The organism is Dictyobacter halimunensis (assembly GCF_036245075.1).
On sequence record NZ_BSRI01000002.1, the window covers coordinates 4,223,252 to 4,243,197 of the forward strand.

Annotated in this window: 20 protein-coding genes; 11 read left to right on the forward strand and 9 right to left on the reverse strand. The window is 55.2% G+C overall.

All coding sequences use genetic code 11. From position 1 onward, the window contains the following. Positions 1-79: 79 nt before the first annotated feature. Positions 80-622: a crossover junction endodeoxyribonuclease RuvC gene (gene ruvC, locus AABA21_RS31390; RefSeq protein WP_338256315.1), complete on the reverse strand. Its 543-nt coding sequence runs from the start codon at positions 620-622 to the stop codon at positions 80-82. 43 nt (positions 623-665) lie between these two features. Beyond that, positions 666-1,436 carry a YebC/PmpR family DNA-binding transcriptional regulator gene (locus AABA21_RS31395; protein ID WP_338256316.1) on the reverse strand — a complete coding sequence of 257 codons (771 nt, stop codon included), beginning with the start codon at positions 1,434-1,436 and terminating at the stop codon, positions 666-668. Between the two features lie 569 nt (positions 1,437-2,005). On the opposite strand from AABA21_RS31395, the gene AABA21_RS31400 reads away from it, so the two are divergent. The 9 genes from AABA21_RS31400 (at position 2,006) to AABA21_RS31440 (ending at position 8,731) form a co-directional block, all read left to right on the forward strand. After that, the gene (locus AABA21_RS31400; RefSeq protein ID WP_338256317.1) at positions 2,006-2,389 is read left to right on the forward strand and encodes a YraN family protein; all 384 of its coding nucleotides are present in this window, start codon (positions 2,006-2,008) and stop codon (positions 2,387-2,389) included. 37 nt (positions 2,390-2,426) lie between these two features. Further along, positions 2,427-2,981 carry a zinc-ribbon domain-containing protein gene (locus AABA21_RS31405; RefSeq protein ID WP_338256318.1) on the forward strand — a complete coding sequence of 185 codons (555 nt, stop codon included), beginning with the start codon at positions 2,427-2,429 and terminating at the stop codon, positions 2,979-2,981. A gap of 207 nt (positions 2,982-3,188) precedes the next feature. Continuing rightward, a complete protein-coding gene (gene tsaE / locus AABA21_RS31410; protein ID WP_338256319.1) occupies positions 3,189-3,743 on the forward strand; it encodes a tRNA (adenosine(37)-N6)-threonylcarbamoyltransferase complex ATPase subunit type 1 TsaE in 555 nt (184 codons plus the stop codon). Then, the gene (gene tsaB, locus AABA21_RS31415) at positions 3,724-4,545 is read left to right on the forward strand and encodes a tRNA (adenosine(37)-N6)-threonylcarbamoyltransferase complex dimerization subunit type 1 TsaB (RefSeq protein ID WP_338256320.1); all 822 of its coding nucleotides are present in this window, start codon (positions 3,724-3,726) and stop codon (positions 4,543-4,545) included. The genes tsaE and tsaB overlap by 20 nt, the downstream gene beginning before the upstream one ends. A 10-nt stretch (positions 4,546-4,555) precedes the next feature. Further along, on the forward strand, positions 4,556-5,164 hold the full coding sequence (gene rimI, locus AABA21_RS31420; RefSeq protein ID WP_338256321.1) for a ribosomal protein S18-alanine N-acetyltransferase: 609 nt from the start codon (positions 4,556-4,558) through the stop codon (positions 5,162-5,164). 58 nt (positions 5,165-5,222) lie between these two features. Continuing rightward, the gene (gene tsaD, locus AABA21_RS31425; RefSeq protein WP_338256322.1) at positions 5,223-6,404 is read left to right on the forward strand and encodes a tRNA (adenosine(37)-N6)-threonylcarbamoyltransferase complex transferase subunit TsaD; all 1,182 of its coding nucleotides are present in this window, start codon (positions 5,223-5,225) and stop codon (positions 6,402-6,404) included. 6 nt (positions 6,405-6,410) lie between these two features. Continuing rightward, a complete protein-coding gene (locus AABA21_RS31430; RefSeq protein WP_338256324.1) occupies positions 6,411-7,421 on the forward strand; it encodes an ROK family protein in 1,011 nt (336 codons plus the stop codon). Between the two features lie 57 nt (positions 7,422-7,478). Continuing rightward, positions 7,479-8,123 (forward strand): GNAT family N-acetyltransferase, encoded by a 645-nt coding sequence (locus AABA21_RS31435; RefSeq protein WP_338256325.1) that lies wholly within the window; start codon positions 7,479-7,481, stop codon positions 8,121-8,123. Between the two features lie 137 nt (positions 8,124-8,260). Next, entirely contained in the window at positions 8,261-8,731 is a 471-nt protein-coding gene (locus tag AABA21_RS31440) for a YbaK/EbsC family protein (protein ID WP_338256326.1), read from the forward strand. A gap of 57 nt (positions 8,732-8,788) precedes the next feature. Here AABA21_RS31440 and metG read toward each other — a convergent pair whose 3' ends face one another. Next, positions 8,789-10,459 (reverse strand): methionine--tRNA ligase, encoded by a 1,671-nt coding sequence (gene metG / locus AABA21_RS31445; RefSeq protein WP_338256327.1) that lies wholly within the window; start codon positions 10,457-10,459, stop codon positions 8,789-8,791. Positions 10,460-10,656: 197 nt separating this feature from the next. Next, positions 10,657-11,667, reverse strand: a complete 1,011-nt coding sequence (locus tag AABA21_RS31450; protein WP_338256328.1) for a ThiF family adenylyltransferase — start codon at positions 11,665-11,667, stop codon at positions 10,657-10,659. Between the two features lie 445 nt (positions 11,668-12,112). Here AABA21_RS31450 and AABA21_RS31455 point away from each other — a divergent pair, with 445 nt between their 5' ends. Continuing rightward, the gene (locus tag AABA21_RS31455; protein WP_126597397.1) at positions 12,113-12,559 is read left to right on the forward strand and encodes a response regulator transcription factor; all 447 of its coding nucleotides are present in this window, start codon (positions 12,113-12,115) and stop codon (positions 12,557-12,559) included. Positions 12,560-12,747: 188 nt separating this feature from the next. Beyond that, positions 12,748-13,143 (forward strand): response regulator transcription factor, encoded by a 396-nt coding sequence (locus AABA21_RS31460; RefSeq protein WP_338256331.1) that lies wholly within the window; start codon positions 12,748-12,750, stop codon positions 13,141-13,143. Positions 13,144-13,506: 363 nt separating this feature from the next. On the opposite strand, the gene AABA21_RS31465 is transcribed toward AABA21_RS31460, so the two are convergent. From AABA21_RS31465 to AABA21_RS31485, 5 genes are all read right to left on the reverse strand, one after another. Further along, positions 13,507-14,511, reverse strand: coding sequence for an ABC transporter ATP-binding protein (locus tag AABA21_RS31465; RefSeq protein WP_338256334.1), 1,005 nt, complete (start codon positions 14,509-14,511; stop codon positions 13,507-13,509). 15 nt (positions 14,512-14,526) lie between these two features. Beyond that, positions 14,527-15,504, reverse strand: a complete 978-nt coding sequence (locus AABA21_RS31470; protein WP_338256336.1) for an ABC transporter ATP-binding protein — start codon at positions 15,502-15,504, stop codon at positions 14,527-14,529. 23 nt (positions 15,505-15,527) lie between these two features. Continuing rightward, on the reverse strand, positions 15,528-16,664 hold the full coding sequence (locus tag AABA21_RS31475) for an ABC transporter permease (protein ID WP_338256338.1): 1,137 nt from the start codon (positions 16,662-16,664) through the stop codon (positions 15,528-15,530). Positions 16,665-16,672: 8 nt separating this feature from the next. Continuing rightward, positions 16,673-17,632 carry an ABC transporter permease gene (locus tag AABA21_RS31480; protein ID WP_338256339.1) on the reverse strand — a complete coding sequence of 320 codons (960 nt, stop codon included), beginning with the start codon at positions 17,630-17,632 and terminating at the stop codon, positions 16,673-16,675. Between the two features lie 546 nt (positions 17,633-18,178). Beyond that, positions 18,179-19,903: a peptide ABC transporter substrate-binding protein gene (locus AABA21_RS31485; RefSeq protein WP_338256341.1), complete on the reverse strand. Its 1,725-nt coding sequence runs from the start codon at positions 19,901-19,903 to the stop codon at positions 18,179-18,181. Positions 19,904-19,946: the final 43 nt, after the last annotated feature.

Sequence of the window (19,946 nt, forward strand, 5' to 3'; positions counted from 1 at the left end):
CCCGCGAGAAGCGCCCGCAAGGGGCGCACCTACGTATATGTGGCGGGAAGAGAAGCGCCCGCGAGGGGCGCATTATGGATCATGAGCGATTGTAGCGTAAGAGATTGGCCGCGTAGGTTGCTGTATTCAAGTGGCAGATGGCGACCGCGGCGGCGTCTGCGGCGTCATCTGGTTTCGGTATTGCGGTTAACTTGAGCAATATACGTACCATCTCTCCTACCTGATTCTTATCAGCACCCCCATAACCGGTAACGGCTTGCTTGATCTGTTTGGGGGTATATTCAGCTACGGAGAGACCACCATTGGCCAGGGCAAGCATCGCAACCCCACGCGCCTGGCCTACGGTCATCGCAGTGCGCGCGTTCTTCGCGAAAAAAAGCTCCTCCATCGCCGCTTCTTGCGGTTTGTAGGTCACAATCAGCTTGCTCAGGCCCTCGTAAATAATTTGCAGGCGCTGGGCCAGCGGCATCTTGGCGGGGGTCGTGATGACATCGCATGCCAGCATGCTCAGTTCACTTCCCCGCGCCATCACCACCGAGTACCCAACGATTGCTGTTCCTGGATCAATGCCGAGCGCGATACGCGCATCTGAAGGTGGAGGCGGCATGAGATCTTTTTCCATCTGCCACATTCCCTTCTGGCATTAGCGACTGTCGCGCAAACGTTTATGCGTTGTATGAAGCCGCGAATGCTTCTGGGAAATCTGCGTTGGTGTAGACATTCTGCACGTCGTCGAGATCTTCCAGTCTCTCAATCAGGCGAATGGCCTGGTGAGCCGTCTTTTCTTCATCTAGCTCAATGCGGGTCTTGGGGACCAGCGTGCTTTCGGCTTTGAGCACTGTATAGTTATGCGCTTCCAGTTCATGCTGTACTTTATCAAGCACATCGTGGGCGGGATCAGTGTAGATGATCAGGGTTTCGTCCCCCGGCTGGGCTGGCTCGACGTCGTCGGCGCCAAAGTCAATAGCCTCCAGCGACAACTCATCGGCGTCTTTCCCGTTTAGCTCGACCTCGATGACCCCTTTGTTCTCAAAGAGCCAGTCGACGCAGCCATTTTCACCCATGTTGCCTGCGTTGCGGTTAAAGGCGTTGCGTACCTCGGCGACGGTACGGTTGCGATTCTCAGTTAGCGTCTGTACGAGGATCGCCGTACCACCAGGACCATATCCTTCGTAGGTGATCTCTTCGAGGTTGTTGCCCTCTCCGCCACCCAGTGCACGCTTGATGTTGCGCTCGATATTATCCAATGGCATATTGGCATCACGTGCCCGCTGTACGGCCATGCGCAGGCGGAAGTTCGCATTCGTGTCGCCACTGTTCCCTTCACGTACCGCTACAACGATCTCACGTCCTAGCCGAGTGAACAATTGGCCTCGGCGTGCGTCATTGACGCCTTTTGAACGGCGAATCTGTGCCCACTTTGAATGTCCTGACATATCGTTGCTCCCCTAGTCTAATCAGACGGTTCTCTGTATAAAATATGCGTTGTGCATAAATTACGTCTTGCTGTTTTGCTGTGAATAGCTGTCGGGCCTATTTTAACACGAATAGGTATAGAGCGTCGAGAGGGTCGCTTTTAAACCTTTCTTCGCCTGCCTGTGATTATATACCGGCCTGCCGTAAGTATCCTCCGGCTATCACATCAGCTATGATTTTCACTGCGAACATTCCAATAATACCATATTCGCGGTGGCCTCTATGAAAAGCTGTGCTTTTTGCATTGACGAGCATTTATGCTAAAATAAACACAACATTACTACACTCCCAAAGCGGGAGGTGCAGGAGGGCGGCGAGCTTTCCTGCCGGGGTGTGGGCGAGCATGCTGGGGGCATGCTCAAGTCCCCACAAAGCTTCTTTTTCTCTCTATTCTCCTCTCGCGCCGCCTGCAGCGGCGCGAGAGGAGAATAGAGAGAAGGAGTTGTTACCCTATTTTTGTACAACACAGCGGCTTACAATGCGTACATAGATACAGAAGGGTTGAGTGGTTGAGGTGAAGGAGCGACGTATGGGTAGCGCTGCAAAAGGGGTTCGACAGGGGCTGGGCCGCACTGGTGAGCGTCTGGCGGCCGAACGGCTGCAGCAGTCGGGCTACGTTATTCTGGAGCGCAATTTTCGTTGCTGCTATGGTGAGATAGATCTGGTGGCCGAGCATGAGTCCGACCTGGTATTTATCGAGGTCAAGACGCGCCGTGGACTTTCCCGTGGTTTGCCGGAAGAGGCGGTCAACCAGCGTAAACAGCAAAAAATTATCCAGGTAGGTCACTATTACCTGTTTATCACAAATGCCGATCCGGCGCGTTCGTGGCGTGTGGACGTTGTGGCCGTTCAGCTCAGCGCGACCGGACGCCTGGAAGAGATTCGCATCTACCAGCACGCATTTGATGAATAAATTTCAGATCAATGCATACAATGGAGGCAATATTATAATGAGTGATTTTATCTCGTCAGCCAAAAATTTCGTTAATTCGGCTGTCAGTCGCACGAGCTGGGAGGCTCAAAAGCAGTTGCGCGTACGTAATAAGCAGAGCGAGATCGATAAGCTGCTGGAGCAGCGCCAGCATCTGATGGACGAGCTCGGCCAGGTGGCGATGAATCTCTATCAGCAGGGATCACTCACCGATTCGCAGCTTTCGCGCCTCTGCGCCAGTATCTTTGAGCTGGATCACGATCTGCGTGCGCGCGAGACGCAGCTGCAGGATGCCAAAAACGAGGCCTATCCCGCCGATCAGTTCGCTCCTGGCCCCACCATGAACTATGCGCCTCCGTCGCCGAACACGCAGACCCCGCCTCCCAACGCCGGCCCGAGCAACGCCAGCTATGGTCAGCCGCAGCCGACACCCAATCCCGGCCCGAGCAACAATGCCAGCTACAGTCAGCCGCAACCGGGAACCAGCGCCGGGACCGATCGCTGCCCCCAGTGCGGCAATCCTCTGCGTCCCAACGCCCTTTATTGCCGCAGCTGCGGCGCCAAGCTCCGCTAATCATCTCCACCACGCGAGGATAATCTGCCCTACCACAAGCAAGGCAGATTATCCCCATCAAAGTTCCTTGTATGCTATAATGTTACTCACTATTCCCTCCTTGTGTTCGAGGTATCTGCATTCTTTGTCCCGGAGGGTATTGGATGGGGATAGATATTCTGGTGCCGCGCGTGCGGGACCATTAGCGTATTTGTAGGGAGGCTTCCAGTGCGTGATGAGGGGCGCGATACAGCAATGTCGGCTCAGGATGGGATCTGTTCCCTCGAGGTGGTCAGCCAGCGGGCAAGTCAGACACAGCGTTTAGGCGCGGCCCTGGGGGCGTTGCTGCGGGCGGGCGATCTGATTCTGCTGGATGGGCAGCTCGGCGCGGGCAAGACGACCCTTACCCAGGGCCTGGCCCGGGGGATGCAGGTGACGACCGTGGTGAATAGTCCAACCTTTACGCTGCTGAAAGAGTATCAGGGCGTAGCGGCATCGCAGGGCAATCAGCCTCTGACCCTCTATCACTTTGATCTCTATCGACTGGAAGATCCCGATGAGATCGTTGATCTCGGCTTTGAAGATTACTTTTATGGCTCGGGCGTGTGTGTGGTCGAGTGGGCGGGCAACGCAGAAGAACTGTGGCCCGCGGAACGATTGGATATTCGCCTGAGCTCTGTCGATGAAACCAGGCGCCGCTTGCTGTTTGTGGCATCGGGTGCGCGCTATTGCGAACTGCTCCGGCAGTTTCAGAAGAATATGTATGCTATTACTCGCTCTTGATACTTCAACTCGCTATGCGAGCGTGGCCTTGTGCTCAGAAAACGAGTTGTTGAGTGAATATACCTGGTTCTCGGAGAATAACCATAGCGTAGATTTGTTGGATCGTATTCAGCGTATGATGGCGCAGCGGCAACTCTCCCTGAAACAGCTTGATGCGATCGGGGTGGCGCTGGGACCCGGCTCGTTTAACGGCGTGCGCGTGGCTCTGTCCTCGGCCAAGGCTCTGGCATTTTCGCTCCAGAAGCCCTTGCTTGGCATTGGTACGCTGGATGTGCTCGCGGCGCAGCAGCAGTTCTGGCGTGGACCCATCTGCTCGGTGCTGGAGGCCGGTCGCTCTGAGCTCTATGCCGGCTGTTACTTTTCCACCGAGACCCGGATGGTGGATGGTGAGGTGAGCTATCGTCTGCAGCAGGTCGGCGACTATCAGTTAGCTACGCCGCAGGCGCTGGTGGATTTTCTCCATACTCAACTGGCGAACTGGCCGGTTGCGCTATCGGCGCCAGTGCTTTTCTGTGGCGAAATGAAGGCCGCGTCTCGACAGGCTTTGCACCAGGGGATGGCGGAGCAGGGCGTGTTGAGGGGATCGCTCGCATCGACGAGATCTGCGTCTGTGCTGGCCCAACTGGCTTGGCAACGTCTACAGGATGGTCAGGCAGATGATCCACTCGTGCTGGAACCTCTTTATTTACGGCGTCCATCCATTACAAAGAGTACCCGCAAGCAGCCTTTGCTTGGCGGCTCTTTCCTACGATCGACTGATCATGATACAACAGAAAGGGAACAGGGTGCGTTACGCCATTGATAGAATGACGATGTCGGACGTGCCTCGCGTGATTGAGATCGAGCGTCTGGCATATCCTTCGACGTGGCCTCCGAGTGCCTATCGCAAGGAATTACAGGATAATCGCTGGGCGCACTACATCGTATTACGCGATAAGCATATCCTTGAAGAGCAGAGCACGGTCTTCGCTGAACCAGAGAAGTTGCGAAAGGCGCGTCCTTTTCCGCTTTCACTTTTACCCAGCAGGCCTGCCGTCACCTCGCCTTCGCCTGGCCTGGCTTCGATCCTGGGTTTTGCTGGTCTGTGGCTGATGGTTGATGAGGCTCATATTACCACCATCGCGATGCATCCAAACGCGCGCGGACAGGGCCTGGGCGAATTCTTATTGGTGAGCTTGATTGATATTTCCTATAATATAGGTGCAAAATGGGTGACATTGGAGGTGCGGGTCTCCAATTATACGGCCCAGAACCTCTATCGCAAATATGGTTTTCGGGAAGCGGGTGTGCGTCACCGCTATTATAGCGATAATCAAGAAGATGCTTTAATTATGTGGACCGATGAGATCAACTCTACGAGCTATAAACAAAAATTTTTAGAATTGAAGGCGGCGTTATTGCAAAAGTTAGAGACAAATTGAGCGCTTGTGGAGCGCGTTTTGTCTCCTGGTAACGGCTGCAGTGTTGGGGATGGAATCTATGCTTGTACTTGGTATTGAGAGCTCATGTGATGAGACCGGGGCCGCGCTCGTGCGGGATGGCCGTTATCTGCTTTCCAATGTGGTGGCTTCGCAAATTGAGATTCATAATCGCTACGGCGGTGTGGTCCCCGAGGTGGCCTCGCGTCAGCAGATCGCGGCGATTATCCCTGTGGTGGAGACCGCGCTGGCGCAGGCGTCATGCTCCTGGGAGGACGTGGACGCGATCGCGGCTACCTATGGTCCGGGCCTGGCCGGTTCTCTGCTGGTTGGCCTGACGGTCGGCAAGACGTTGTCGCTGGCCCGTGAACTGCCATTTCTGGGTGTCAATCACCTGGAAGCCCACCTCTACGCGAACTGGTTGCGTCCGCAGGCCGAGACGGCCACCGCCGCTCCGCTTCCACAGCAGGAGTGGCGCTACCAATCGGGCGACCCTCTCTTTCCACTGATCTGCCTGGTGATTTCGGGCGCGCATAGCGAGATCGTGCTGGTGCGCGATCATGGTGACTACGAGTTGCTGGGGCGCACGCGCGATGACGCGGCCGGCGAGGCCCTTGATAAGGTCTCGCGTGTCCTGGGCCTCGGCTATCCCGGTGGACCCGCCATCCAGCGCATGGCGCAGCAGGCGGAAGATGCGTATGCGCAACAAAAGAAATCTATCAAGAAGGCGCGCAGCGTCTATCGTTTGCCGCGGGCATGGCTGCGTGGCACCTATGACTTTAGCTTCAGTGGAGTTAAGACGGCGATGCTGCACCTGGCCGAAGGGGCCACGGATGCCGCCCGCACACACGAAGATGGGAAGCCTTCTACCCAGTACACACGTTATACTCGTATGGGGGAACAGGCAGCGCAAGCAGGAGCCCCTGATGTTGCCCTGCTGGCGTCAGGCTTTCAAGAGGCTATCGTCGATGTACTGGCTACCAAGACGCGCATGGCCGCTCAAGAACACCAGGTCAAGCAGGTTATCCTGGCCGGCGGGGTCGCTGCCAATCTCAGCCTGCGAGCCCGGATGCTTCAGGAGCTCCAGCCGCTGGGCATCCGTTTGAGCTATCCTCCGATTGAATTTTGTACCGATAATGCCGCAATGATTGCGAGCGCAGCCTTTTTCCACTTGAGTTTGGGTGAGCATCACGGAATGGATCTGGATGTTCAACCTGGATTAAGCCTGCCATTCAGAAAGTGAGTTCGTATGCCAAAGTCAAAATCTTATGCACTGGGAATCGATCTGGGGGGCACAAAGACCCTCGCCGCGGTGATTGATCTTTCCGATGGGAGCGTCGTGGCTTCCGCGCGCAAGCGTACACGCGCCGAGCGCGGTCAGGATTTTGTCTCGCAACGTACCATTGAGCTGGCGACCGCTGCGATAACCGCCGCCAAACTCCCCGAAGATACCGAGTTGCTGGCCATTGGTGTGGGAGCAGCCGGCCAGATTGATCGTAAGGCAGGCGTGGTGTTGGACGCACCCAATCTAGGTGTGCGCAACATGCCGCTGGGCGATATTTTAAATAAGCGTTTTAACTTGCCTGTATTCGTGGGTAACGATGTTGAGGTGGCCGCCATGGGCGAGAGCCTGTATGGCTCTGGTCGTGGCTACAATAACTTTGTCTGCATCTTCGTTGGTACCGGCATCGGCTCCGGCATCGTGCAGAACGGTCGCATGTATACCGGTCTGACCGGCACCGCTGGCGAGGTCGGACATATGACTATTCAGGCCGGTGGCCGTATCTGTGGCTGTGGTTCGCTTGGCTGCCTGGAGGCGTATGCATCCCGTACCGCTATCACCAAAGCCATCCTGGCCGAGATGCACCATGGACGCCCGTCGATGCTGTCCGACGAGGCTCTGGGGCAATTAAAAGAGGGCGATACCATTATCCGCTCCGGTATCATCGCCAACGCCATAGAGCAAAAAGATGAATTGGTGATGGAGATCGTGACTGATGCCGCCAACTACCTGGGCTACGGTATCGCTTCGGTGATGAATTTCTATAATCCAGACTGCATTATCCTGGGCGGTGGCGTGATTGAGGCCGTTGACCTGCTGTTTGAGACCGCGGTGGCGCGCGCCCGCAAAGTGGCGCTTTCCGCTTCGGCCAAACGCACGCCGATCGTGCGTGCCAAACTGGGCGACTTCTCTGGTGTCGCGGGAGCCGCGGCGCTGGGCGCTCTCTCCACAGGCTACGTCGTGAACGCTAAATCATAAGTTGTGTGTATCTGCCACGCAAACTGGCAGATACGGGCGAAGAAAGCAGGGAATTGCATGGATCACATTGAAGTGCGTGCTGTGCATGTCAGCGATGCTGTTGCTCTGCATGAGCTGGATTTTGACTTTGAAACGGACCGCATTTACACGTTGCAGGTGCGCAATCGGCTCATCCACAACCACGTGAATGCGGAGGAAGATGGCAGGGTGGCATTCGCCTTTGAACTGGTGGAAACGGCCGTCGATCCTCCCCTCTACAAAAATTTTCACGACGGTGAGAAATCGCTGGGGAAGATCAAGGACCTGCTCCGACTGACAGAAGGTGGTTTTGTCGCCCTGACCGATGGCAAGATGGCCGGAGGCATCTTCCTGACGGTCGAGGACCATAGTTCGGTGGCTCGCATTCAGAGCCTGATCGTGGGCCGCCAGTTCCAGCGCTACGGCATCGGTTCGCTTCTTCTCAGCTGCGCCTCTGATTGGGCGCGCAAGCAGAAATGCTGGGCCCTTGTGCTGGAAACCCAGAACACCAACTACCCGGCCATCCAGTTTTATCTACGCAACGGTCTGGAGATCTGGAGCATCAATCGGCACTTCTATCCGCCCGGTGACCTCTCCCACGAAGTAGCCATCTTCATGGGCAAGCGCCTCTCGTGCGCCACCGAAACATCGTCCCCGTCGTCATCGTCCCCGTCGTCGTCGTAGGTGCCGGGCTTGCCCCGGCTTCGGGCTTGCCCCGGCTTCGGGCTTGCCCTGGCTTGGATCGAAGCGACCCCGTTCCTGGCCGGTTCGGCATCTTCTTGAATGAAATTCTTATGATACATCCACGTAGGAGGCAATGTATGGCAATTGAAGATGTAAAACGATATTTTCAGCAATGGGGCGTTGAGGACCGGATACAGGAGTTTGACGTGTCCAGCGCCACGGTGGAACAGGCGGCGGCAGCTCTGCACTGCGAGGGGAAAAGGATCGCCAAGACCCTCTCATTCCTGGTAGAGGGCAAGGCGATTTTAATTGTCGCGGCCGGCGATGCCAGGATAGACAATCAAAAGTACAAAGCATATTTCCATACCAAAGCGGCCATGCTCTCACCAACCGATGTCTTTGAGCTGGTGGGACATCCCGTAGGTGGCGTCTGCCCCTTTGGCGTCAAGGACGGCGTTGACGTCTACCTGGATGCATCATTAAAAAGATTTCAAACCGTGTTCCCCGCCTGCGGCAGCAACAACAGCGCCATCGAACTCACTCTCCCCGAACTAGAGAAATATTCCCACTATCGCGCCTGGGTAGATCTCTGTAAAGGATGGGAGTAGAAGAAGCGGGACTGCCAGGGGCGCATCGCCCCTGGCAGTCCCGCTTCTTCTACTATATTATTTTTCGGCGGCGATGGGCTCTTCAATTTTGGGGAAGAGGGGAGCGGGCTTCGGCAGCGTCGTCCCCGCGGGAATCTCTACCGCCTGCCAGGGCTGCGCGCTGACATCCCCTTCAAAGCCAAGGTAGCCATGCAGCTTCTGCGATGAGAAGGGCAGGTAGGGACAGAAGAGCAGGCGCAGACCACTGATGATCTGCAGCATGACATAAATGGTAGTCCCTGCGGCCTCACGATCCACTTTAATCTGTTTCCATGGTGCCTGTTCATCCAGGTAGCGATTGGCGGCGCGTGCCACGTTCATGGCCGTGTTCAATCCCTCTTTGAAGTGGCACTGGGAGATGTTCTTGCCGACCAGCTCGAAGCCACGTTCAAGCTCGGCCAGGATCTCTTTGTCGGCCGCGCGCAACGGCTGTGGCTGTGGCAGTACCCCGCCAAACTTGCTCTGCAAGAAGGTCAGCGTACGATGCACAACGTTGCCGTAGGTGGCGACCAGCTCATCGTTGTTGCGACGGATCATCTCATCAAAGGTGAAGTCGCTGTCGCGCCCCTCTGGCGCCGTGGCCGAGAGATAGTAGCGCAGCATATCGGCCCCATACTTATCCAGCACATCTTTGGTCCAGATTACGTTGCCGCGGCTACTGGACGCCTTGGCGCCGCTCATGGTCATGAACTCATTGGCGGGCACATCGTATGGCAGCACGCGGTTGCCATAGCCCAGCAGCATGGCGGGCCAGATGATGGTATGGAAAGGAATGTTATCCTTGCCGATAAAGTAGTACGACCTGACCTCGGTATCGGAGAGGCCGGGGATCCACCAGTTTTTCCAGGCTTCCGGCGCGCCACGCTTCTCGGCCCACTCGACGGAGGCGGAGAAGTAGCCAATCACGGCATCAAACCAGACGTAGATGCGCTTATCCTCATAGCCTTCCAGCGGAATTGGCACACCCCAGTCCAGGTCGCGAGTGATGGCACGCGCGCGCAGCCCTTCCTTCAGCCAGTTCATGGCGAAGGCCAGCGTATTGGGCCGCCAGTACCCCTTGTTTTCCGATAGCCATGCCTGCAACGGTTCCTGTAGCTTGGGTAGATCCAGGAAGAAGTGCTCGGTCATGCGCATCTCGAGCTTGCTATCTTTGCTGCCGCACAGACGGCACTTCGCGTCGATGAGATCCACCGGATCAAGCGTGTGTCCACAATTATCGCACTGGTCGCCACGCGCACCGGTATAGCCGCAGAGGGGACAGGTCCCTTCGACATAGCGGTCCGGTAGGAAGCGGCGATCGGTCGGACAGTAGGCGGACTGCATGCTGTCTTTAAAGATATAGCCCTTATCGTAGAGCGTCAGAAAGAAGTCTTGCGTGATGCGATAGTGATTGGCCGTCCCGGTCTCTGTATAGAGATCCCACGACATGCCCAGCCGGTCCCAGACCTCGCAGATCTGGCGGTGGTAGTTGGCCACAAAATCGCGTGGGCTGATGCCCAGACGCTCAGATTCAACGAGGATAGGGGTGCCGTGCTCATCACTGCCCGAGACCATCAGAACCTTGTTTCCTGCCATACGGTGATAGCGCGCAAAGGTATCAGCGGGTAGGTATGCCCCGGCAACCTGCCCGACGTGGGTTGAGGTTTTTGCGTACGGCCAGGCTACGCAGACAAGTATATGTTCGTTCATATGTAATATATATTCTCCCTTTTTGCTTGAAGGATTGTGTTGTGTGCGGGGAGGGGTTTTCTATTCAACCTTCTGCGTATCTCATTGACGTTGACAGAGAAAAACAGGAGATGAACCACGGGTTATTATAGCAAGTGTGACCGGGGAGTACAAGCACTCATTTCCTGACTGGTCCCTGTACCCTCCAGTCCTCCACCCTACATCCCTATGTATCGCGCATAGACCGAGCGGGCTACCTGCTCGTCATCGGTCCCCTTGATAATCGCCCGCGCATCCGGGAACACGGTCAGCTCATAGCTGTCGACCTGAAAACGCAGCAGATATGCGTTGTAGTTGACCGTGCCGATAGCTTTCAGACGTTCAGCCAGCGCCGCGAAATCCAGGGACCCATGCGTCGTATTGCGGACCTGCACGGCGTTGCGTCCACATAGACTGGTGCTGGCCTGCCCACGAGCCTCCAGGAACGTAAAATTATGCGCCCCGCAGGCTGGACAGTCTGGCTGTCGAGGAAGCTCGATGCGCTCAAATGTATTTTCCCACAGATCCATCCAGGTCATGTCGCGACAGATCTTATCGCTACCCAGCAGGATCTTTAACGCTTCGGTCGAGGCGATGCCGGTGATCGCACCTACGATACCATTCAAGACGCCTGCCGTGTCGCAGGTGGGTGTGCTACCGGGTGGGGGAAGCTCTGGAAACGCGCAGCGCAGACAGGCGGTCTGACCAGGTAGAATATTCATCGTCACCCCGTAGGCCGCGATCACACCGCTATATATCCAGGGTTTTTGATACTTGACGCAGGCATCATTGATAATGTAGCGCGTCTCAAAGTTATCGGTCGCGTCCAGAATCAGATCTGACTCCTGCACCAGTGCCTCAATGCCATCGGCGGTAATATCGTCCACCAGCGCCTCAACTTCAACCTCGCTATTGATGCGGGCCAGTCGCTGCCGGGCGGCGATCGCCTTTGGGATATGTTGTGCTACATCATCCTCATCAAAAAGGATCTGCCGTTGTAAATTATTCGTCTCAATATAATCGCGATCGGCGATCACCAGGTGTCCTACGCCGGCGCGGCAGAGGTTATTGGCCAGCACCGTTCCCAGGGCGCCACAGCCAATAATTGTCACCTTTGCCTTCACCAGCTGCTCCTGTCCCGCCTTCCCAATTGGACCAAACAACGTCTGCCGCGAATAGCGATCAAGCATCGTATCTCCCCTTTTTTCTACAGATAGCCATCTACTGTATTGTAGCACGGGCCACAATCTATCCCGAGATAGGTATGGTGGAGTATGGGCTGAGCGCCGGGCGCTCAGCCCATACTCCACATAGATATAAGTGATGTGAGCCGGGCGCCGGGCGCTCAGCCCATAACTACACCATACTTATAAGTGATGTGGGCCGGGCGCTCAGCCCGGCCCACATCACTTATATATCACCCAGGAGGGCGCGCAGCGCCCTCCTGCTCAAATCGCATCTCTGCAATTTCCCGGCTTAAGCCGGGAAATTGCCGCTAATCCTCTGTTTGTAGGACAGAATATGGTGGAAGTTGGCAGCAGGTCGTAACTGTGTTACAATGCGTGAAGTGCGATACTCTTTTTCTGGAAATCTGTAACCAGTACATTGTGCGACTCTTTGCGAGGGGCCGGCCATATGAGCAGCGTGAATGCAATCAAAAAGGTATTGGTTATCGACGACAACCCCACCATTGTGGAGCTCATCAAATACGCGGTGAATCTCCAGGGCTCGTACCAGGTTGTCGTTGCATACGACGGAGTCCAGGGGCTTGAGCGTGTCTTCACAGAGCAACCTGACTGCGTCATCATCGATGTCAAAATGCCCAGAATGGATGGGTATCAGTTAGTGCGCTGTTTGCGTGGCGACTCACGCACTGCAAATATTCCGTTGATCATTTTAAGTGCCATGACCCGCGAAGAGGATCATATGACCGGTCTGCTTTCGGGTGCTGACGAGTATCTCACAAAGCCTTTTAAACCAACCGCCCTGAACGCAGCCATTGAGAATGTGCTTCGCCTGACTCCCGCTGAGCGCCAGCGCCGCACCGACTCTCTGGTGCAATCACAGTCCGAGCGCGATTAACCTCTGATCAGCATGGCATTCTGATCGGTCTTAAAAGCCTACTCAGACCTGCGTTTCTATGTTTAAATCTATTGAATTGTTGCCCATCTATCGTTTTCTGGTCGGTACCAGTACATCTACAGGCTTTTTTCTGGTATGTTTATTTTTATTTATTAGGAAAGCGCTAGCGCGCGTGTGAGCTACAGGCATTGCGTAGATTACATATTCTTTTTGTGGATAGTGATCCACACATACACGATAAAATCAAGCAAGCGCTGGGTGGCGAATTTACTGTACAGTGCGCCGGATCTATTGCTGAGGCGAAGCAGCGCCTCTCCGTATCTCAGCCCGACATCGTGATCTCAGAGGTAGTGGTTGGGGAGGAGAGTGGCCTGGATCTTTGTCGCTACGTGCGCGGTAATCCTTTACTTCGGCACCTGCCGATCATGTTGTTAACCTCTATGGCTACCCTGCACGACAAAGTGGAGGGTTTTCAGGCGGGCACAGATGACTATGTCGTGAAACCGTTTGACACCTATCATCTGGTAGCCCGCATCAAATTACTGGCAAGAATCAAGCGTCTAGAGCGGCGTACCACCGTCTAGACGCTTTCTTTTTCTATAGGATCATTTAAAAGTCTTTTTTGTCGCCCTTCGGGCGGCGGGGGAGGAGAGAGAATTTGGGGGCACAGCCCCCAAACCCCCAGTCAAGGGGCTGGTCGCCCCTTGCATCCCCACTGCACCAATATATTTAGAACACGGGCGGCACGTGAGCACCATCGCAAGAAAGCTTATACATGCCACAAGCTAAGACACACTTTATGTTATTGGAGCAGTGAGGGCATTGGGGGCGCGGATGCCCCCCCAATGCCCTCACTGCTCCAATAACATAAAACACGGGCGGCCGCGCAAGCGGCCGCCCGTGCGGGGGCGTGAGCGCCCCCAGTAAAAAGTTTGTCTGACAAACCCCTACCCTGGGAAGTGACAGGCAGCGTAGTGGTTGGACTGCTTCTCCTCCAGCGGCGGGATGACCTCGCGGCAGATCGCCTGCGCCTTCCAGCAGCGTGGATGGAAGTTACAGCCACTGGGCGGGTTGACCGGGCTGGGAACATCACCCTCCAGGATGATACGCTTGCGGCGCAACTCTACCTCAGGATCGGGCACCGGGATGGCTGACAGCAGGGCCTGGGTGTATGGATGCAACGGCGTCTCATACAGGTTTTCACTCTTCGCCAGCTCAACCACGCGGCCCAGGTACATTACAGCGACGCGATCGCTGATATGCTTCACCACCGACAGATTGTGGGCCACGAACAGATAGGTCAGGCCGAACTTCCCTTGCAGATCCTGCAGCAGGTTCAGCACCTGAGCCTGAATCGAGACGTCCAGGGCCGAGACCGGCTCGTCGGCTACCACAAAGGAGGGATGCAGAGCCAGGGCGCGCGCGATACCGATACGCTGACGCTGACCACCGCTGAACTCGTGGGCGAAGCGGTTGACGTAGTAAGGATTCAGACCTACCGTCTCCATCAGGTGGCCCACTTCCTCCTGAATCGCCTTCGCGTTGCCGCGATTAAAGTTTTGCAGTGGCTCTGAAATAATCTGGCCAATCGTGTAACGGGGATCCAGGGAGCTATAAGGATCCTGGAACACCATCTGCATATCCGCGCGCTTGCGACGAATATCGTTGGACGAAAGTTTGGTCAACTCCACCCCATCCAGTTTGACCGTGCCGGCGGTCGGCTTGATCAACTGCAAGATGGCCCGGCCGGTGGTCGATTTACCACAGCCGCTTTCTCCTACCAGACCCAGAGTTTCGCCACGACGGATGAAGAGGTCAACGCCATCGACCGCTTTTACCTGTGCCACCGTGCGTCCGAGCAGGCCACCTTTGACTGGAAAATGGACCTTGAGTCCTTTAACATCAACGAGTGTGGTTCCTGTCGCCTGGGGCGTTTGAACTTCTTGTGCCATAGTGTACCTCTTATATTAGTTTGGATAGAAGCAAGCTGCAGTCTGTTCGCCACGACCGACGAGCTGGAGCTCTGGTCGCTCCTGACGACAGCGAGCCTGTACTTTGGGACAACGAGCAGCGTATGGGCACCCCTGGGGGACGTTGATCATGTCGGGTGGCTGACCAGCGATCGGGGTAAGCCTTGAGCCACGTACGTCGTCGACGCGTGGAATCGATTGTAGAAGGCCTACAGTATAGGGATGGGCGGGCGTCTCAAAGATCTGTTTGACCGGGGCCGATTCTACGACATGGCCAGCATACATAACATTTACATACTGACATGTACCGGCGACTACACCCAGATCGTGGGTAATCATCATGACGGCGGTGCCAAACTCTTGCGAGAGACCCTTCATCAGCTCAAGCACCTGAGCCTGAATGGTCACGTCGAGCGCGGTCGTTGGCTCGTCCGCGATCAACAGCTGCGGATTACAGGCCAGGGCGATCGCGATCATCACGCGTTGGCGCATGCCGCCACTAAATTCGTGGGGATAGTTCTTTGCACGTCTCTTGGCATCGGGGATGCGCACCAGGTCAAGCATCTCGACAGCGCGGCGCCATGCCTGGTCATTGTTGACATCTTTGCGGTGCCGCTTTACCGTCTCGGCGATCTGATAGCCGACGGTAAAGACCGGGTTTAGCGAGGTCATAGGATCCTGGAAGATCATCGAAATTTTGCTGCCACGCAGTTCGGTCAGCTCATCGCGGCTCTTATCCAGGATATTCTCTCCGTTGAAGAGGATCTCGCCGCCGGCGATTTTTCCAGGAGGGGACGCGATCAGGCGCATCACCGAAAGGGCCGTAACGCTCTTTCCGCTACCGCTTTCGCCTACTACGCCCAGGGTCTGGCCAGGTTTCATAATAAATGAAACATCATCAACGGCCTTGACCACGCCACCTCTTGTATAGAAGTAGGTTTTTAAATTATTGACTTCCAGCAAGTTTGCTGCCATATGTCTCTATCTCCACTTACTCTTTAGTCTTTTGAATGAGGATCGAAAGCGTCGCGCAATCCATCACCTATAAATGAGAATGATAGCACGATGATGACAAGTGTCAAGGATGGGACTAAAAGTTCCCACGGGTAGGCCGACAGGGACTGCGATGATTGTGAGATCATCAGGCCGATACTGGATCCCGGCGGCTGTACACCAAGGCCGAGATAGCTGATGCCGGCTTCACCGATGATGGTTCCTGAGATGTTGAGGGTTGAGGCAACCATCACGATACTGAACAGGTTAGGCACGATGTGGCGCCACAGGATGGTGATGTCTTTGGTACCGGCTGTTTTGGCGGCCTCGATAAATTGTTGTTCGCGCAGCTGTAACGTCTGGCCACGTACATAACGGGCCATCAGCGGCCAGGCCGTAAATGCCAGCGCCAGTGAGACTAGCAGCAGGCGCGCGTTTCCATTGGGTCCGACCACCGGAATCTTCGAGAGGTTGTCGTCTGCCCAGCCACCCAGAATACCGGCGACCAGGATGACGAAGAGCAGTCCCGGGAAGGCGAACAGCAGGTCCGCCAGGCGGGCCAGCAACTGGTCGATCCAGCCACCGTAGTAACCGGCCAGCACGCCAATAGTAATACCCAGTGTGATGTCGATGACCTCAACCGCGACCGCCAGCACAATGGAGATCAACATACCCTGCATCAGGCGCGCAAAGAGGTCACGTCCGATGCCGTCGGTCCCCAGCCAGTATTGCGCCGAGGGCAGTTCATGCGTGCGGTCCAGCTCCTGGTGATCATAGGTATGATAGACATTGGGACCGATGGTTTTGGTACTGAAGGGCCCTTTGTAGGGGCCACCAATATGCTGATAGATCGGAGGCCCAATGATGGCCAGCACGACCATAAAGATGATGATGCCCAGGCTGATCATGGCGCGTTTGTCGCGGCGGAAGCGTCTGAGCGACTCCTGGAAAGGCGTCCGTGATTTCTGCGCCTTATTGGCTGGCGTTGTCTCAGCAATGATGGCCTCTTCAGGAATGACGCCAACCTGGTCTTCAGGATGTCCCGGGAGCGTGTTTAATTCCCATTCAGGCTCTACTGTGCTAGAACTGGGAGCAACAAATCCGGGCGCATCTGTTTCGGGGTTGCGATCATGTGTGTCCATTTTTTCTCCTATGAAACCTTAATGCGTGGATCTACGGCCGTATAGAGCAAGTCTGAGATCAGGTTGCCTAATACCACTCCCGTGGCCAGGAGCACAGCTGTCGCTTGAATGACCGGATAGTCGCGCGTGTTGATGGACTGGATAGTGATATAGCCAATTCCATTGATGTTAAAAACGGTCTCGGTAAAGAAGGCGCCGGTGACCAGGAAGCCGAGGGTGACTCCCAGGACGGTAATGATAGGAATCAAGGCATTGCGCATGGCGTGGCGGTAAACGACGATGCGCTCCTTCAAACCTTTGGCGCGGGCGGTGCGGATGTAGTCCTGCCGCAGTACCTCTAATGTGCTGGTGCGCGTGAGGCGCGCGAAGTAGGCCAGGCCGATCGCTGCGTATACCAGAATAGGACCGAGTTTATACTGAATATCCGAGGGTGAATACTGCCAGGTATTGCCCCAGCCTGCGACTGGCCAGTCGAACCCGATTGTTCCATGGAGATAGACGATCAGTACCTGGAAGAGCGAGGCCAGGATAAAGGATGGCACCGAAAACAGAAAGATCGCCAGCACCATGGTGACAGTGTCGATCCAGGTGCCGGCTTTAAGGGCCGCTAAAATACCCAGAGGGATACCGATGATGATCTGGACGATCAGGCCCCACAGGCCCAGCTCAAGCGATGTTGGCACCCCATCTTTTAAGATATCCCAGACCGGGCGGTTGGCCGTCTGGAAGGATGTTCCCAGATCACCATGTAAGAGCCGAACGATATAGTTAAAATACTGTACAAGTACGGGTAAGTCGAGTCCATATTGGTGCTTGAGGCGTGCATACTGCACCGGATTAAAGTGGTTCCCGAGCATTTCTTGAATGGGATCCCCCGGTGCGGCATATCCGATGATGAACGTGATAAACGTCACGCCCAAGAGCACAAAGATAAGGCCTATGAGCCTTTTGAGAAGAAACTGAGCCATCTTGAACCTTCTACTCCCTTGTCAAACAGAGGGTAACAATGGTCGTGCGCATGAAACGATGCAATGTAGGTAACAGTAGACAGCAGCGAACACTGGACTGAGTTACGATACGATTGTTGTTGCACGCCAAATGTTTCTTGTCGTTTCCCTTCGGGAAAACGTAAGGGACGGATGCTCGTGTATATATACTACTGTTGCCCCGTAGTCTATCTACTCGAGGCACCTTTCGGTAGATATCTATTGATATATGTTGACAACAGATGATCGATACATGAGCTGATTTTTTGCTATTTTATGCGAGGGCGTTATTATTGTCAAGGTAATTGGCTATGCTATGTTCAGTTGGCCTGCCCCTGATGGTAAGTATGTATACCCTACAACAAATTCTGCGTATATTTGTTCGTTCACAAGCTGCATCGCCATTTCACCGCACTGTGTAACCATGAGATCAGGGATAATGAGCGGTCTCCCACTCATTATCCCTGACTACTGTGGAAAGCTAGATTGCCATCGCTTCCCCAGCCCTACCACAGCAGCGTTGCTTGCTTAGTGGTTGGCAATATAGACCTTCGACCATGCGAATGGCGGGGTCGAGTCACCAGCATTGAAGACACGGCCCACGACGTAGCTCTTCAGCACGCGGGAACGAGCCAGCTGGAAGATTGGCAACCAGGCAACATCGTTGACCAGGGTCTGCTCGGCCTGGTTGTAGGCCTGCATGCGCTTGGTGTTATCCTGCTCGGTGTCGGCAGCAGTCAGAGCTTTCTGCACCTGAACCTGGGTGGCCGAATCAGCCGACTTGTTCTGGCCCCAGTTGGTCTGGTTGTTGGGGGAACCAGAGGTGAACTGGAGGGTCAGGAAGTCCTGTGGATCAGGATAGTCCGCGCCCCAGCCGGTCTGGAACATCTGGATGGTTGCTTTACCAACGTTCTGAGGCAGAGAAGCACTCAGGGTCTCGAAGTCGGTTGGGATCGTTTTGACGGTGACGCCCAGGACGTCTTTCCACTGCTGAGCAGCGACGGCCATCTCTTTGTCGGTGTCGGGGCTACCACTGGCATACTGGAATTTGATGGCAGGAATGGCGGCCGCGTTGGCGTATCCCTCTTCCTTCAGACCCTGCTGGAACAGCTGCTTGGCCATCGTTGGATTGCCGGCCGTGCTGGTTGTGCCATCGGGCCCTTTGAGGTCCGGGTTGTAGCCAGGCATACCGCTTGGAACGATATGGTTGGTCGGAGTGTGGACGCCCTTGTAGACGACTTTGACCATCTCGTCTTTGTTGAGCGCCAGCTCGAAGGCCTTACGGATGTTGATGTTGTCGAAGGGCTTGCTCAGGTAGTTCAGTCCATAGTAGAAGATGGAGAGAACCGGTACCTTGTGGTACTCTTTGCTGCTCTGGACTTCATTCAGGAAGTCGGTTGGAACAGCGGCCTGGTCGACCTGGCCATTTTTGTAGGCCTGGTAGGTCGTGGTGGAATCTTTGTAGAAGTTGCTGACTACTTTGATGCTTGGCACGCCATTAGCATAATTGCTGTTGGGCACAAAGACAATGCGCTTACCATGGGTGTATTCCTGAACTTTGAACGGACCAGAGCCGCCGCCCTCTGTCAGGTGGTCGGTGAAGTTTTTGTTGCCGTATTTGTCGATCAGCTTCTTCTCAACCACAAATGCGGTCGAATAGGTCAGCGTGGCCAGGAAGTAACCGGCAGGCTGGTTGATCTTGATCACAACGGTCTGTGGATCAGGGTTCATCAAGCTGTCGCCGATGAGGGTTTTCACTTTGCCAGCCAGCATTTTGTCTGAGTCTTTGATCAGGTTCAAATAGCTAGGAGAAGCTGGCGAATTGAGATCGGGCAGCAGTGCGCGGTTGATACTGTAGACAACGTCCTCCGATGTCAACGGGGTGCCGTCGCTAAACTTCAGATTTGGTTTCAGTTTGAAGGTCCAGGTTAAACCGCCGTCAGAAGATGTCCAGGATTGTGCCAGTTCAGGAACAACCTTCTGGTCGTTATCCAGGGTAACCAGGCCAGTGAAGACCATGCCGATGGCCTGCAAAGATGTCTGGGTGGTTGCCATTGCAGGGTCAAAGGTTTTAATGTCCGCAATGCCGGAAAGGGGCCAGTTAAATACCTGCTTGTCTGCCGGTGCTTTGCCACCGTTGCTGGTGGTGCCGGTCGTGGAGCCGCTGCCGCCGCCACAAGCACTCAGCACAGTTGCCATCAGGACCAGCATGGTAGCGATGATCCCTAAGGCCGATTTCTTTTTCGATCGCATGAAGACTTCTCCTTCAGTCAGGAATAAAGGTGATTGATTTTGA

What these genes read in the sequence shown, in the direction of transcription:
- AABA21_RS31485 (WP_338256341.1), bottom strand. Translation starts at nt 19,903, where the DNA reads ATGCGATCGAAAAAGAAATCGGCCTTAGGGATCATCGCTACCATGCTG.
- tsaD (WP_338256322.1), top strand. Translation starts at nt 5,223, where the DNA reads ATGCTTGTACTTGGTATTGAGAGCTCATGTGATGAGACCGGGGCCGCG.
- tsaB (WP_338256320.1), top strand. Translation starts at nt 3,724, where the DNA reads ATGCTATTACTCGCTCTTGATACTTCAACTCGCTATGCGAGCGTGGCC.
- AABA21_RS31480 (WP_338256339.1), bottom strand. Translation starts at nt 17,632, where the DNA reads ATGGCTCAGTTTCTTCTCAAAAGGCTCATAGGCCTTATCTTTGTGCTC.
- AABA21_RS31450 (WP_338256328.1), bottom strand. Translation starts at nt 11,667, where the DNA reads ATGCTTGATCGCTATTCGCGGCAGACGTTGTTTGGTCCAATTGGGAAG.
- AABA21_RS31400 (WP_338256317.1), top strand. Translation starts at nt 2,006, where the DNA reads ATGGGTAGCGCTGCAAAAGGGGTTCGACAGGGGCTGGGCCGCACTGGT.
- AABA21_RS31465 (WP_338256334.1), bottom strand. Translation starts at nt 14,511, where the DNA reads ATGGCACAAGAAGTTCAAACGCCCCAGGCGACAGGAACCACACTCGTT.
- AABA21_RS31405 (WP_338256318.1), top strand. Translation starts at nt 2,427, where the DNA reads ATGAGTGATTTTATCTCGTCAGCCAAAAATTTCGTTAATTCGGCTGTC.
- AABA21_RS31475 (WP_338256338.1), bottom strand. Translation starts at nt 16,664, where the DNA reads ATGGACACACATGATCGCAACCCCGAAACAGATGCGCCCGGATTTGTT.
- AABA21_RS31435 (WP_338256325.1), top strand. Translation starts at nt 7,479, where the DNA reads ATGGATCACATTGAAGTGCGTGCTGTGCATGTCAGCGATGCTGTTGCT.
- ruvC (WP_338256315.1), bottom strand. Translation starts at nt 622, where the DNA reads ATGGAAAAAGATCTCATGCCGCCTCCACCTTCAGATGCGCGTATCGCG.
- AABA21_RS31430 (WP_338256324.1), top strand. Translation starts at nt 6,411, where the DNA reads ATGCCAAAGTCAAAATCTTATGCACTGGGAATCGATCTGGGGGGCACA.
- metG (WP_338256327.1), bottom strand. Translation starts at nt 10,459, where the DNA reads ATGAACGAACATATACTTGTCTGCGTAGCCTGGCCGTACGCAAAAACC.
- AABA21_RS31455 (WP_126597397.1), top strand. Translation starts at nt 12,113, where the DNA reads ATGAGCAGCGTGAATGCAATCAAAAAGGTATTGGTTATCGACGACAAC.
- AABA21_RS31470 (WP_338256336.1), bottom strand. Translation starts at nt 15,504, where the DNA reads ATGGCAGCAAACTTGCTGGAAGTCAATAATTTAAAAACCTACTTCTAT.
- AABA21_RS31395 (WP_338256316.1), bottom strand. Translation starts at nt 1,436, where the DNA reads ATGTCAGGACATTCAAAGTGGGCACAGATTCGCCGTTCAAAAGGCGTC.
- rimI (WP_338256321.1), top strand. Translation starts at nt 4,556, where the DNA reads ATGTCGGACGTGCCTCGCGTGATTGAGATCGAGCGTCTGGCATATCCT.
- AABA21_RS31440 (WP_338256326.1), top strand. Translation starts at nt 8,261, where the DNA reads ATGGCAATTGAAGATGTAAAACGATATTTTCAGCAATGGGGCGTTGAG.